This is a genomic window from Paenibacillus sp. LRG-1 (genome assembly GCF_057220305.1).
This window is the reverse complement of sequence record NZ_CM170126.1, coordinates 5,289,377-5,304,041: the sequence shown is the minus strand read 5'-3', so window position 1 is coordinate 5,304,041 and position 14,665 is coordinate 5,289,377. Positions and strand designations below refer to the sequence as shown.

Here is a 14,665-nt window from a genome sequence, read left to right as displayed (position 1 = left end):
GCTTTTTTCATGCTTATGAAAGCAAGCTTTGTAAGATCACCAGATCGGGTGCTTCGAACAAAGCGGATAAATTGATCAGGAGGTGTACAGTTTGGCAAATGCAAAGGTGATTCAAGCAAAACAAGAAGCTGTTGAAGTTGTAGCTGCAAAATTGCGCGAGAGCGTAACAACTGTGGTTGCAGACTATCGCGGTCTGAATGTTGCCCAAGTAACTGAGCTGCGTAAGCAGCTTCGCGAAGCCGGAATCGAATTTCAAGTGCTGAAAAACACACTGCTCCGCCGTGCAACTGCGGCAGCAGAATTGACTGAACTGGACGCAGTATTGACAGGTCCTACTGCAATCGCGTTCGGCAAAGATGATGCAGTGTCTGCAGCTAAAATCTTGAACGATTTCGCTAAGAAGAACAATGCACTGGAACTGAAAGGTGCAGTTGTAGAAGGTCGCGTTATCGGTGTTGAGGAAATCAAAGCACTGGCAGAACTGCCATCCCGCGAAGGTCTCCTTTCCATGCTCCTCAGCGTGCTTCAAGCTCCTGTGCGCAACTTCGCGCTTGCAGTTAAAGCTGTTGCAGAAAAAGAAGAGCAAAGCGCATAAGTTAGGGATTAAACCTGCTGTATAGCAGTTGAAAACAAAAAAATACGAATTTAAATGGAGGTTCAACCATGAGTAAAGAGCAAATCTTGGAAGCAATTAAAGGTATGTCCGTATTGGAACTGAACGATCTCGTGAAAGCAATCGAAGAAGAATTCGGCGTAACTGCAGCAGCTCCAGTAGCTGTAGCAGGTGGCGTAGCAGGTGGCGCAGCAGAAGCTGAGCAATCCGAGTTCGACGTAATCTTGACAAGCGCTGGCGCTTCCAAAATCAACGTTATCAAAGCAGTTCGCGAAATCACAGGTCTTGGCCTGAAAGAAGCAAAAGAACTGGTTGACAACGCTCCAAAACCACTGAAAGAAAAAATCGCTAAAGAAGAAGCTGAATCCATTAAAGCAAAATTGGAAGAAGCAGGCGCTTCTGTAGAAGTAAAATAATTGACTGCTTTCTAGCAGACAATGAACTAAAACAAACCCCTTGAGGTGATCTTCAAGGGGTTTGTTGCTGTAAAACGGTAGTACCAGCATGTCTGAAAGGTTATTGTAAAGGCTATGATGGTAGTACAACCGAAAGAGGTGGGCATGAATGGCTGATCATTATTACTCCAAGCGGCCAGAGACGGCGCATGAACGACGGAGCCTGGAAACAGTGCTTCGGGGGCGGCCATACCGTTTTGCCAGCGATTCAGGCGTTTTTTCGAAGCAGGGAATTGATTACGGGAGTCGTGTGCTGATTGAAGCGATGCAGCTTCCTGCACAAGCTTCGGTATTGGATGTAGGATGCGGTTATGGGCCGATCGGTTTGGCGGCAGCCGCGCTTGTCCCCGAGGGACACGTCACAATGGTTGATATTAATGAGCGAGCCGTTCAACTAGCGATAGAGAATGCGGAACGTAATGGGGTTAAGAATGTCACCATTAAGCAAAGCGATTTGTTTGCGGAAGTGAAGAATGAACGTTTTGACGTGATCTTGACGAATCCTCCTATACGTGCAGGAAAAGAAACAGTGCATACCATTTTTGAGCTTGCTTATGAACATTTAAAAGAGGGTGGAGCTTTGTGGGTAGTCATTCAGAAAAAGCAGGGGGCCCCTTCGGCGAGTGCTAAGATAGAGACCCTTTTCGGTTATGTAGAGGAAGTTACAAAGGATAAAGGTTATCGAATTTTGAAGGCTGAAAAAAGTTTTTGAGAAAATGCAATAGGACCATTGACTTGAATCCTGGTCTGTGATATTATTATAAAATGTCAGTATTAGGATGCCCTCCATGGCTTTAGTTTGTTGAAATGTCAATAGATTTATGCGTAGTAGGTATAGTATTTATCTCTATTACGTATAATACAACCATTTTGGGCAAATCTACAAGTGATGAAGATCTTCCGGTAAGAGGATTCTGCAGATACGTTGCTCTTTTTTCGAATGCATTCGAGTAAGGGCTTTTCTGTATTTGTAAGATTGAATCTTCTGTATGTGTCTTATTATAAGGTCACAAACAGAGGTTCGCAATGTATTTTTAAAGTGAGTAGACATGAGGGGTGAGTTTAAGTTGGCAGGACATCTTGTTCAATATGGTCGACGCACTCGGCGCAGTTATGCACGTATTAATGAGGTACTCGAGGTTCCGAACCTGATTGAGATCCAACAAAAATCCTATGATTGGTTTTTGGAGGAAGGATTACGGGAAATGTTTCGGGATATTTCGCCAATTCAGGATTTCACTGGAAACCTGATTCTGGAGTTTATCGACTATTCTCTCGGAGAACCCAAATATACCGTTGACGACGCAAAGGAACGCGACGTTACGTATGCAGCACCGCTTCGGGTAAAAGTCCGGCTTATTAATAAAGAAACCGGGGAAGTGAAAGAGCAGGAAGTATTCATGGGAGACTTCCCGCTGATGACTGAAACGGGTACGTTTATTATTAACGGTGCGGAACGGGTTATTGTCAGCCAGTTGGTTCGCTCTCCCAGCGTCTATTTCAGCACAAAAGTCGACAAGAATGCGAAAACAACATACACCGCAACGGTAATTCCTAACCGGGGGGCTTGGCTCGAACTGGAGATGGATGCGAAGGATATTATCTATGTCCGGATTGACCGTACCCGTAAAATTCCGGTTACGGTGTTGCTGCGTGCGCTGGGCTTTGGCACTGATGCTGAGATTCTGGATTTGCTCGGCAATGACGAATATATCCGCAACACACTTGATAAAGACAACACGGATTCCACCGAGAAAGCGCTGATTGAAATTTATGAGCGTCTCCGTCCGGGTGAGCCGCCTACACTGGATAACGCAAAGAGCTTGCTGGTTGCGCGCTTCTTTGATCCAAAACGTTATGATCTGGCCAACGTAGGCCGTTACAAAATCAATAAAAAGCTTCACATCAAAAATCGTCTGTTCAATCAACGACTTGCTGAGACTTTGATTGATACAACAACTGGTGAAATCATCGCTGAAGCCGGACAAATGGTAGATCGCCGCCTGTTGGACGAGATTTTGGCCCAACTGGAGGAATCAGTAGGACATCGTACGTATCATGTTGCGAGTGGTGTGCTAGAAAGCAATGATATTCCACTTCAAACGATCGATGTATTCTCACCAATTGAGGATGGTAAAGTAGTAAAACTGATTGCTAACGGAAATATTGATAAATCGGTTAAGAATATTACGCCTGCCGATATTATTTCCTCCATCAGTTATTTTATTAACTTGCTTCACGGAATCGGAAGTACGGACGATATTGACCATTTGGGTAACCGTCGTTTGCGTTCTGTAGGTGAGTTGCTCCAAAACCAGTTCCGTATCGGTTTGTCCCGTATGGAACGCGTGGTGCGTGAAAGAATGTCGATTCAGGATGCTAATGTAATTACGCCACAAGCGCTGATTAACATACGTCCGGTAATTGCTTCGATTAAAGAGTTCTTTGGTAGCTCGCAGCTGTCTCAGTTTATGGATCAGACGAACCCGCTTGCTGAATTAACGCACAAACGTCGTCTGTCCGCACTCGGACCCGGCGGTTTGACGCGCGAACGCGCGGGCATGGAAGTGCGTGACGTCCATCCGAGTCACTATGGCCGCATGTGTCCTATCGAGACACCAGAGGGACCAAACATTGGTTTGATCAACTCTTTGTCCACTTTTGCACGCATCAACGAGTACGGATTTATCGAAGCTCCTTATCGTTGGGTAGATCCAAAAACCGGAAAAGTTACAGAGCAGATTGATTACCTGACTGCTGATGAAGAAGATAACTACATCGTAGCTCAGGCGAATGCGGAATTGACGGAGGAAAACACCTTTAAGGATGAGGTCGTCATTGTCCGTTATAACAAACAGTCTGATAACATTATTCCGATGGCTAGTAGCCGTGTCGATTACATGGACGTATCGCCTAAACAGGTCGTATCGGTCGCGACTGCATTGATTCCGTTTCTGGAGAATGATGACTCTAACCGCGCATTGATGGGTTCCAACATGCAGCGTCAGGCTGTCCCACTTCTGATTCCGAAGTCTCCATTGGTCGGAACAGGAATGGAGCACAAGTCTGCGAAAGATTCTGGTGTTTGCGTTGTATCCAAATACAACGGAGTTATCGAACGTTCTTCGGCCAACGAAATTTGGTTGCGTCGTATCGAAACTGTAGATGGCGCTGAAGTGAAGGGCGACATTGTTAAGTATAAATTACACAAATTTATGCGATCTAACCAAGGAACTTGCATCAACCAACGTCCGATTGTGAACAGAGGAGATATTGTCAAAGTTGGCGATATTCTTGCGGATGGTCCATCTACAGAGATGGGTGAGTTGGCGTTGGGACGTAACGTTGTCGTTGCCTTCATGACTTGGGAAGGTTACAACTACGAGGATGCGATCCTGCTGAGTGAGAAACTGGTTAAGGAAGATGTATACACCTCGATCCATATTGAGGAATACGAATCCGAGGCTCGTGACACGAAGCTTGGACCTGAAGAAATCACTCGCGACATTCCAAATGTCGGTGAAGAAGCGCTTCGCAACTTGGATGAGCGTGGAATCATTCGTATTGGTGCCGAAATCGGCGCAGGTGACATTCTCGTTGGTAAAGTTACACCTAAAGGTGTGACTGAATTGACAGCTGAAGAACGTCTCTTACACGCAATCTTTGGTGAGAAGGCACGCGAGGTTCGCGATACTTCTTTGAGAGTTCCTCACGGAACAGACGGGATTGTTGTAGATGTAAAGGTGTTTACACGTGAAAATGGTGATGAATTGCCACCAGGTGTAAATCAGTTGGTTCGTGTATATATTGCTCAAAAACGTAAAATCTCCGAAGGCGATAAAATGGCTGGACGTCACGGTAACAAGGGTGTCGTTGCCCGTATTTTGCCTGAAGAAGATATGCCGTTCCTGCCGGATGGCACACCAGTACAGGTCGTTCTGAACCCGCTGGGCGTACCTTCACGGATGAACATCGGACAGGTGCTTGAAGTCCATCTGGGTATGGCTGCAATGCGTCTTGGTATTCATGTGGCAACTCCAGTATTCGATGGTGCCAAGGAGTATGACGTATTCGATACAATGGAAGAGGCAGGCATGCAACGTAATGGTAAGACTGTGTTGTATGACGGACGTACGGGTGATCGTTTTGAACGTGAAGTTACTGTCGGTGTCATGCACATGATCAAACTGGCGCACATGGTCGATGATAAAATCCATGCTCGTTCTACAGGTCCTTACTCTCTCGTTACGCAACAACCATTGGGTGGTAAAGCTCAATTCGGTGGACAGCGCTTCGGGGAGATGGAAGTATGGGCATTGGAAGCCTACGGCGCAGCGTACACGCTTCAGGAAATTTTGACTGTGAAATCCGATGATGTGGTTGGACGTGTTAAAACTTACGAATCCATTGTCAAAGGTGAAAATGTACCTGAACCGGGTGTTCCAGAATCATTTAAGGTCTTGATCAAAGAGCTGCAAAGCTTGGGTATGGACGTGAAGATTCTGTCTGAAGACGAACAAGAGATCGAAATGAGAGAGCTTGATGATGAGGATGACACAACCAGCGATAAGCTGAGTTTGAATCTGGAAGGCTCTGAGGTTGGCGTAGAGTAGTTTGACTGCTGACTGACTCATATCAGCTTTGTTATATACCTTGATCCATTCTAGAATGGATCAGGTTTCTTGATACCGCCCGGTGCTGCTGGGCGGTATCAAACCTAAAAACTCAGGATTTGGTTAAGGAGGGTTGCTCCTTGTTGGACGTTAACAATTTCGAATATATGAAAATCGGGCTTGCTTCCCCCGAAAAGATTCGTTCTTGGTCCCGCGGAGAAGTCAAAAAACCGGAGACGATTAACTATCGTACGCTTAAACCGGAAAAAGAAGGACTATTTTGCGAGAAAATTTTCGGACCTACGAAAGACTGGGAATGTCATTGCGGTAAGTACAAACGTGTACGCTATAAAGGTGTTGTCTGTGACCGTTGTGGAGTAGAAGTTACTCGCGCTAAGGTTCGCCGTGAGCGTATGGGCCATATTGAGTTGGCTGCTCCTGTATCGCACATTTGGTACTTTAAAGGCATTCCAAGTCGTATGGGTCTTGCTCTTGATATGTCTCCAAGATCTCTGGAAGAGATCATTTACTTCGCATCTTATGTTGTAACCGATCCAGGAGATACGCCTTTGGAGAAAAAGCAACTCCTGTCCGAGAAAGAATACCGTAGCTATCGTGAGAAATATGGCTATGGATTCCAGGCAGGTATGGGTGCTGAAGCGGTTAAAAAGCTTCTTCAAGATTTGGATATAGACAAAGAGTTGGAATTCTTGAAAGAAGAGCTGCGTACAGCTCAAGGACAACGTCGTAACCGTGCAATCAAACGCCTTGAAGTTATTGAGGCATTCCGTAACTCCGGCAACCAACCGGATTGGATGATCATGGACGTACTTCCTGTTATTCCTCCTGAGCTTCGTCCAATGGTACAGTTGGATGGTGGTCGTTTCGCTACTTCTGACCTTAACGACTTGTATCGTCGTGTTATTAACCGTAATAACCGTCTGAAACGTCTGTTAGATCTAGGTGCGCCAGATATTATCGTACAAAATGAAAAACGGATGTTGCAGGAAGCTGTTGACGCCTTGATTGATAATGGTCGTCGTGGTCGTCCTGTTACAGGTCCAGGTAACCGTCCTTTGAAATCCCTCAGCCACATGCTGAAAGGTAAACAAGGACGTTTCCGTCAGAACTTGCTCGGAAAACGTGTTGACTACTCTGGTCGTTCCGTTATCGTTGTAGGTCCGTACTTGAAAATGTATCAATGCGGTTTGCCGAAAGAAATGGCATTGGAACTGTTCAAACCTTTTGTTATGAAAGAACTAGTGAACAAAGGTTTGGCGCACAATATCAAGAGCGCGAAGCGTAAAGTAGAACGTGTGAGTGCAGAAGTATGGGATGTGCTGGAAGAAGTAATCAAGGAGCATCCAGTTCTTCTGAACCGTGCCCCTACGTTGCATAGACTCGGTATCCAGGCGTTCGAACCGATTTTGGTTGAGGGTCGTGCGATTCGTCTGCATCCGCTCGTATGTACTGCATATAATGCCGACTTTGACGGTGACCAAATGGCTGTTCACGTTCCGTTGTCTGCGGAAGCTCAAGCTGAAGCTCGTTTGCTTATGCTAGCATCCGGCAACATTTTGAATCCGAAAGACGGCAAGCCAGTTGTTACACCTTCCCAGGATATGGTTCTTGGTTCTTTCTATCTGACTATGGATAACAAAGAAGAAGAAGGAAGCAATATGATCCTTCGCAACATGAATGAAGCTATATCGGCTTATCAACGCGGTACAGCTGGTCTTCATGCTCGTGTAGCTATTCCGGTTAAAGCTTTGAATAAAACGAGCTTTACGGAAAAACAACAGGAAGCGATGTTGATCACAACGGTTGGTAAAATTATCTTTAATGAAATTTTCCCGGCAAGCTTCCCGTACATCAATGATGCGACCCGTGCGAACCTGCTTTATGGTACTGCGGAGGAGTTCTTTGTTTACGAGAAGGGTGTAAATCTTACAGAAGCCATTCAAAACGCTCCGCAAGCTAACGGAGTAGGCAAGGATTACCTTGGTAATATCATTGCCCGTTGTTTTGAGACTTACCATACAACAGAAACAGCTGTAATTCTGGATAAAATCAAGCAGCTTGGCTTTACGTATTCCACTCGTGCAGGGGTAACCGTTGCTGTATCGGACGTAATCGTGCCGGTGGAAAAACAAGAGATTCTTAAGGGATCTGAGGACAAAGCGCAAGTTGTGACGAATCAGTATCGTCGTGGTCTGATTACGAATGAAGAACGCTATGACCGGATTATCGACATTTGGTCCAAAGCGAAAGATGATATTACCGAAGTATTGATGAAGTCCATGGATCGCTACAACTCTATCATGATGATGGTGGACTCCAAAGCGCGGGGTAACAAGTCACAGATTACTCAGCTCGGTGGTATGCGTGGTCTGATGGCCAATCCATCCGGACGTATTATCGAACTCCCAATCAAATCAAATTTCCGTGAAGGTCTGACAGTACTCGAGTACTTCATCTCCACTCACGGAGCGCGTAAAGGTTTGGCGGATACAGCCCTCCGTACGGCTGACTCCGGTTACCTGACTCGTCGTCTCGTAGATGTGGCACAGGATGTTATCGTGCGCGAAGAAGACTGCGGAACGGATAAAGGCTTCACAGTAAGTCGTATTCAGGACGGTAAAGAAGTGATTGAGGATCTCTATGACCGTCTGGAAGGTCGCTATTGCTTTGAAACGGTACGTCATCCTGAGACTGGCGAGATTTTGGCTAGACGTAACGAACTGATTGACTCCGACAAAGCTGAAGCGATTGTTAAAGCCGGTGTACACAAAGTTCAGATTCGTTCTGTACTAAGTTGCCGTGCTAAACATGGCGTCTGCAAGAAATGCTACGGTCGCAATCTGGCTACTGGTAAACACGTTGAGATTGGTGAAGCAGTTGGTATTATCGCTGCACAATCCATTGGTGAGCCAGGAACACAGCTTACTATGCGTACGTTCCACACAGGCGGCGTAGCGGGTGACGATATTACACAAGGTTTGCCTCGTATCCAGGAGCTTTTTGAAGCACGTAATCCTAAAGGTCAGGCAACTATTAGTGAAATTGACGGTACAGTTAAAGAAGTTCGTGAAGGTAAAGACCGCCGTGAGATTGACATTCAGGGTGAAGCCGAAACGAAAACATATTCAGTAACGTATGGTTCCCGCCTGCGCGTAAGCGAAGGTATGACTGTTGAAGCTGGGGACGAACTGACGGATGGTTCGATTGATCCTAAAGAAATGCTGCGTATTAAAGGTATTCGCGGGGTGCAGAACTATATCCTTCAGGAAGTTCAACGCGTATACCGGAACCAGGGCGTGGAAATCAACGACAAGCACGTAGAAGTTATGATTCGTCAAATGTTGCGTAAAATCCGTATCATTGATGCGGGCGACACGATCTTACTTCCAGGCTCCTTTGTTGATGTCCATGAGTATGAAAATGCAAACAAGATAGCGATTCTCAGCGGTCAAGAACCAGCGGTAGCTAAGCCGGTACTGCTCGGTATTACCAAGGCCTCTCTGGAAACTGACTCCTTCTTGTCAGCAGCATCCTTCCAGGAAACTACTCGTGTCTTGACTGATGCAGCTATTAAAGGCAAGGTCGATCAGTTGCTTGGGCTGAAAGAGAACGTAATTATTGGTAAGTTGATTCCTGCGGGAACAGGTATGAACCGTTACCGTAGCGTGAAATTTGCCCAACCGGAAGAGGGGCAGTCTCCATCTGAGGAGCTCGAACCAATTTCGGCCGAGTAATATAAAAATAGTATGATTGCCGGAACACCGTAGACATAAGCTTTGCATAAAAGCTATAGCAGACGGTGCTCCGGTGTTTTTCAAAAATGAATCGTACTATTCTGTTTAAATGAATTATAGTTTATAATTGTCTTGACATTACTTATAGTCAATGCTAATATAGCAAAGGTGCGTGAGCAGCCTATATGCTATTGGGTCTTTTCGGAGGAATGAGATATGTCTAAAGAACAGGGACTGCAAGATGCTCATGTCAAAATCGGTACCAAACAAACCATTCGTATGGTAGAATTGGGCTTTGCCTCAGAAGTATATGTGGCAGAAGACGCAGATCAGCGTCTCACTTCCAACATCATTGCTTTGTGCAACAAGCAAGGAGTCAAAGTGACTCTCGTAGACACAATGAAAAATCTCGGAGCTGCATGTGGGATTGAAGTGGGAGCCGCAATGGCTGCTATCGTAAAACAATAGGGTAAGGAACGTTTTTGTCTAAGGAATTGTTATTCTTGGCGGCAAAGACTTTTCATTTGTTCTTTTATGAACCGCCTGGGTCTGTGGGCTTAGATAAGGTTTGTAAAGTAACAGCAAAAATTGAGGAAGGGGGTGGCAACCAACATGCCAACTATTAACCAACTGGTTCGTAAAGGACGTCAAGCCAAAATCGAGAAATCGAAATCACCGGCTTTGCAAAAAGGTTTTAATGCCTTGAAACGTGAAGCTACCGACATCAGTGCCCCGCAAAAACGCGGAGTGTGCACTCGTGTAGGTACTATGACTCCGAAAAAACCAAACTCCGCACTTCGTAAATATGCTCGTGTTCGCTTGACGAACCGTGTAGAGGTGACTGCTTACATTCCAGGTATTGGACATAACCTTCAAGAACACAGCGTAGTGCTGATTCGCGGCGGTCGTGTAAAAGACCTTCCGGGTGTGCGTTACCATATCGTTCGCGGTGCTTTGGATACTGCAGGCGTAAACAACCGCATGCAAGCTCGTTCCAAATACGGCGCAAAACGCCCTAAAGCTAAAAAATCCTAATGAGATATAAACCGCATATGTCGGTTTAACATGTAAGAAAGGGGGATATCCATGCCACGCAAAGGTCCAGTTACCAAAAGAGACGTGTTGCCAGATCCGGTATACAACAGCAAGTTGGTTACCCGCTTGATCAACCGCATCATGCTCGACGGAAAACGAGGCGTTGCTCAAAGCATTCTGTACAATGCGTTCAAGCTTATCCAAGAACGTACGGGGAATGACCCGATGGAAGTTTTTGAAGCAGCTATCAAGAATATCATGCCAGTCCTGGAAGTTAAAGCACGCCGTGTCGGCGGTGCCAACTACCAAGTACCAATCGAGGTAAAACCAGAAAGACGTACGTCCCTGGGATTACGTTGGCTCGTAAACTACTCCCGCAACCGCGGTGAGAAAACCATGGAAGAGCGTTTGGCGGCTGAAATTATCGATGCTTCCAACAACACAGGCGCTTCCGTGAAAAAACGTGAAGACACGCACAAAATGGCTGAAGCAAACAAAGCGTTTGCTCACTATCGTTGGTAGGATTCAGCTCAAAAAAATAACTTCAATTTTGAAGGGAGACCCATTTCATGGCAAGAGAGTTCTCCTTGAAAAATACACGTAATATCGGGATCATGGCTCATATTGACGCGGGTAAAACCACAACAACAGAGCGGATCTTGTTCTACACAGGCCGTACGCACAAAATCGGTGAAGTTCACGAAGGCGCTGCGACAATGGACTGGATGGAACAAGAACAAGAGCGCGGAATCACGATTACTTCCGCTGCGACGACCGCTGCCTGGAAAGGTCACCGCGTCAATATCATCGACACCCCGGGGCACGTTGACTTCACTGTTGAAGTTGAACGTTCCCTTCGTGTATTGGACGGAGCAGTTGGTGTTTTCAGTGCGAAAGAAGGCGTTGAGCCTCAGTCCGAAACCGTATGGAGACAGGCTGATCGCTACGGCGTTCCACGGATCGCATATGTAAACAAAATGGATATCATTGGTGCCGACTTCTTGAATGTTGTCTCCGACATGCGTGATCGCCTTCAAGCGAACGCAGTTGCGATTCAATTGCCAATCGGCGCAGAAAATGATTTTACTGGTATTATCGATATCGTTGAACAAAAAGCTCATATGTACAAAGATGATCTTGGTCAAGATATCGAAGAAGTAGAAATTCCTGCGGAATTCAAAGATCAGGTTGAGGAACTCCGTAATGAATTGATCGAGAAGGTTGCTGAACTGGACGAAGAATTGACAATGAAATACCTGGAAGGCGAAGAAATTTCGGTTGCCGAAATTAAAGCCGCTCTCCGTAAAGGTGTTGTAGAAGTTAAAATCTTCCCAGTTATCTGTGGATCTTCTTACCGCAATAAAGGTGTTCAACTGATGTTGGATGCTGTTCTCGACTATTTGCCGGCTCCTACTGACGTGCCAAGTATTCAAGGGCATTTGGAAGACGGTACGGAAGTTGAACGTCACTCTTCCGATGAAGAGCCATTCTCCGCATTGGCCTTCAAAATCATGACGGATCCTTACGTTGGTAAGTTGACATTCTTCCGCGTATACTCCGGTGTTCTTCAATCCGGTTCTTACGTATTGAATGCAACAAAAGGTAAACGCGAACGTATCGGACGTATTCTTCAAATGCATGCGAACAGTCGTCAAGAAATCACTGTAGTTTACTCTGGTGATATTGCGGCTGCCGTAGGTTTGAAAGATACAGGTACAGGTGATACACTGTGTGATGAGAAGAGTCCTGTTATTCTCGAGTCCATGAATTTCCCTGATCCGGTTATCGAAATCGCGGTTGAGCCTAAAACCAAAGCTGACCAAGATAAAATGTCTGTAGCTCTCGGTAAGTTGACTGAAGAGGATCCAACTCTTCGCGCTCATACTAACGAAGAAACAGGTCAAACCATCTTGGCAGGTATGGGTGAGCTTCACTTGGACATCATCATTGACCGTATGCGTCGTGAGTTCAAGGTAGAAACGAATGTGGGTAAACCACAGGTTGCTTACCGTGAAACGTTCCGTGCTCCAGCACGTGTCGAAGGTAAATTCGTTCGTCAGTCCGGTGGTCGTGGTCAATATGGTCACGTATGGGTTGAGTTCGAACCACTCGAACCAGGTACTGGTAGTCAATTCGAAAGTAAGGTAGTCGGCGGCTCTGTTCCTAGAGAGTACATCGCACCTGCTCTTGCTGGTATTGAGGAACAAATGAAAAACGGCGTTATCGCAGGCTTCCCGCTTGTGGACGTTAAAGCTACAATCGTGGACGGATCATACCATGATGTCGATTCCAATGAAATGGCATTTAAAATTGCCGGATCAATGGCGCTGAAAGCAGCGAAAGACAAATGTAAACCAGTATTGCTTGAGCCGATTATGAAAGTTGAAGTAACGGTTCCTGAGGAATACATGGGTGACGTAATGGGTATGTTGAACTCCCGTCGTGGTCGGATTGAAGGTATGGATTCCCGTAGTGGAGCTCAAATCATTCGTGCGAAGGTGCCTTTGTCCGAAATGTTCGGATACTCGACTACACTTCGCTCCGGTACACAAGGACGCGGCGTGTTCTCTATGGAACTTTCTCATTATGAAGAAGTGCCGAAGAGCATTGCTGAAGAGATCGTTGCCAAAACCAAAGGCGGCGAGTAATACAATGTATCAGCTGACCGGTATACTTAAGGTTTTACCAAAAGGGCATCCGGCAGCCTAAAATAAAACAAGTTATTGAGGAGGAATTGTTCAAATGGCAAAGGCTAAGTTTGAACGTAACAAACCGCACGTTAATATCGGTACTATTGGTCACGTCGATCATGGTAAAACTACTTTGACTGCTGCAATCACAACTGTATTGTCCAAAACTTACGGTGGTGCTGCTGTAGCATTCGATCAAATCGATAAAGCTCCAGAAGAGCGCGAACGCGGTATCACAATCTCCACTGCACACGTGGAATATGAAACACCTAACCGTCACTATGCACACGTTGACTGCCCAGGTCACGCCGACTATGTTAAAAACATGATCACTGGCGCTGCACAAATGGACGGAGCGATTCTGGTTGTATCCGCAGCTGACGGCCCAATGCCGCAAACTCGCGAGCACATCCTGTTGTCCCGCCAAGTTGGTGTTCCTTACATCGTTGTATTCCTGAACAAATGCGACATGGTTGAAGACGAAGAGTTGCTGGAATTGGTTGAAATGGAAGTTCGCGACTTGCTGAGCGAGTATGACTTCCCAGGCGACGACACTCCAATCACTCGCGGTTCCGCTCGTGAAGCACTGCAAAATCCAGATGGCGACTGGGCTAAGAAAATCGTTGAAATGTTCGAAACAATCGACACTTATATCCCAACTCCAGAACGCGACACTGACAAGCCTTTCCTTATGCCTGTCGAGGACGTATTCTCCATCACTGGTCGTGGTACAGTTGCTACAGGCCGTGTAGAGCGTGGTACAGTTAAAGTGGGCGACGAAATCGAAATCATCGGTATTCAAGAAGAATCCCGTAAATCCGTAGTAACAGGCGTAGAAATGTTCCGTAAATTGCTTGATTCCGCTCAAGCTGGTGACAACATCGGCGCACTGCTTCGCGGTGTAGATCGTGCACAAATCGAGCGTGGCCAAGTATTGGCTAAACCAGGTTCTGTTAACCCACATACAGAATTTTCTGCTCAAATCTACGTTTTGACTAAAGAAGAAGGCGGACGTCACAAACCTTTCTTCACTGGTTACCGTCCACAGTTCTACTTCCGTACAACTGACGTAACTGGTATCATTACTTTGCCAGAAGGTTCCGAAATGGTAATGCCTGGTGATAACATCACGGTTACTGTTCAACTGATCAACCCGATCGCTATCGAAGAAGGAACTAAGTTCTCTATTCGTGAAGGTGGACGTACAGTTGGCGCTGGTGCCGTAGCAACAATCTCCAAATAAGAAGGCTTTAGCCTTTAAATAGAGCAACAGTGTACTGGAACGAGTAACATTGTATTGGAACGAAGCTAAACGAGCCCCTGCCCTGGTGCGGGGGCTTTTCTCTTGGGAAAATCGCAAGCTGCGAACACAATTGTATCTTTTGAAAATAAGATGCATTGTTTTTTCGTTTTTGCTTGCAATAGGCAGAACTATTCGATATAATAACTAATGTTGTTTGTGACTGTGCGATGATGTGAGAGGTTACTGACACACCCGGCCCCT

Annotated in this window: 10 protein-coding genes and 1 other annotated feature (1 of these 11 only partly in view); all 10 genes read left to right on the top strand. The window is 46.0% G+C overall.

Features of this window, described 5'->3' with window-relative positions; all coding sequences use genetic code 11:
- Positions 1 to 17 (top strand) — a sequence feature (ribosomal protein L10 leader region) (it extends 135 nt beyond the left edge of the window).
- Between the two features lie 74 nt (positions 18 to 91).
- Positions 92 to 595, top strand: a complete 504-nt coding sequence (gene rplJ / locus ACUUJN_RS23590) for a 50S ribosomal protein L10 (RefSeq protein ID WP_013312168.1) — start codon at positions 92 to 94, stop codon at positions 593 to 595.
- A 68-nt stretch (positions 596 to 663) separates the two neighbouring features.
- Entirely contained in the window at positions 664 to 1,029 is a 366-nt protein-coding gene (rplL, locus tag ACUUJN_RS23585) for a 50S ribosomal protein L7/L12 (RefSeq protein WP_484668984.1), read from the top strand.
- Positions 1,030 to 1,177: 148 nt separating this feature from the next.
- A complete protein-coding gene (locus ACUUJN_RS23580) occupies positions 1,178 to 1,780 on the top strand; it encodes a class I SAM-dependent methyltransferase (protein WP_484668983.1) in 603 nt (200 codons plus the stop codon).
- 355 nt (positions 1,781 to 2,135) lie between these two features.
- The gene (gene rpoB / locus ACUUJN_RS23575; RefSeq protein WP_053326185.1) at positions 2,136 to 5,681 is read left to right on the top strand and encodes a DNA-directed RNA polymerase subunit beta; all 3,546 of its coding nucleotides are present in this window, start codon (positions 2,136 to 2,138) and stop codon (positions 5,679 to 5,681) included.
- Between the two features lie 140 nt (positions 5,682 to 5,821).
- Positions 5,822 to 9,436 (top strand): DNA-directed RNA polymerase subunit beta', encoded by a 3,615-nt coding sequence (gene rpoC, locus ACUUJN_RS23570; protein ID WP_013312165.1) that lies wholly within the window; start codon positions 5,822 to 5,824, stop codon positions 9,434 to 9,436.
- A 216-nt stretch (positions 9,437 to 9,652) separates the two neighbouring features.
- A complete protein-coding gene (locus tag ACUUJN_RS23565) occupies positions 9,653 to 9,904 on the top strand; it encodes a ribosomal L7Ae/L30e/S12e/Gadd45 family protein (RefSeq protein WP_007432588.1) in 252 nt (83 codons plus the stop codon).
- Positions 9,905 to 10,048: 144 nt separating this feature from the next.
- Complete coding sequence (gene rpsL / locus ACUUJN_RS23560; protein ID WP_007432587.1) at positions 10,049 to 10,471, top strand: 30S ribosomal protein S12; 423 nt, start codon at positions 10,049 to 10,051, stop codon at positions 10,469 to 10,471.
- A 51-nt stretch (positions 10,472 to 10,522) separates the two neighbouring features.
- A complete protein-coding gene (rpsG, locus tag ACUUJN_RS23555; RefSeq protein WP_007432586.1) occupies positions 10,523 to 10,993 on the top strand; it encodes a 30S ribosomal protein S7 in 471 nt (156 codons plus the stop codon).
- 47 nt (positions 10,994 to 11,040) lie between these two features.
- Positions 11,041 to 13,119, top strand: coding sequence for an elongation factor G (gene fusA, locus ACUUJN_RS23550; protein WP_023990559.1), 2,079 nt, complete (start codon positions 11,041 to 11,043; stop codon positions 13,117 to 13,119).
- 94 nt (positions 13,120 to 13,213) lie between these two features.
- Complete coding sequence (gene tuf / locus ACUUJN_RS23545) at positions 13,214 to 14,404, top strand: elongation factor Tu (RefSeq protein WP_023990558.1); 1,191 nt, start codon at positions 13,214 to 13,216, stop codon at positions 14,402 to 14,404.
- The last annotated feature ends 261 nt before the right edge of the window (positions 14,405 to 14,665 follow it).

What these genes read in the sequence shown, in the direction of transcription:
- rplL (WP_484668984.1), top strand. Translation starts at nt 664, where the DNA reads ATGAGTAAAGAGCAAATCTTGGAAGCAATTAAAGGTATGTCCGTATTG.
- ACUUJN_RS23580 (WP_484668983.1), top strand. Translation starts at nt 1,178, where the DNA reads ATGGCTGATCATTATTACTCCAAGCGGCCAGAGACGGCGCATGAACGA.
- ACUUJN_RS23565 (WP_007432588.1), top strand. Translation starts at nt 9,653, where the DNA reads ATGTCTAAAGAACAGGGACTGCAAGATGCTCATGTCAAAATCGGTACC.
- rpsL (WP_007432587.1), top strand. Translation starts at nt 10,049, where the DNA reads ATGCCAACTATTAACCAACTGGTTCGTAAAGGACGTCAAGCCAAAATC.
- rpsG (WP_007432586.1), top strand. Translation starts at nt 10,523, where the DNA reads ATGCCACGCAAAGGTCCAGTTACCAAAAGAGACGTGTTGCCAGATCCG.
- fusA (WP_023990559.1), top strand. Translation starts at nt 11,041, where the DNA reads ATGGCAAGAGAGTTCTCCTTGAAAAATACACGTAATATCGGGATCATG.
- tuf (WP_023990558.1), top strand. Translation starts at nt 13,214, where the DNA reads ATGGCAAAGGCTAAGTTTGAACGTAACAAACCGCACGTTAATATCGGT.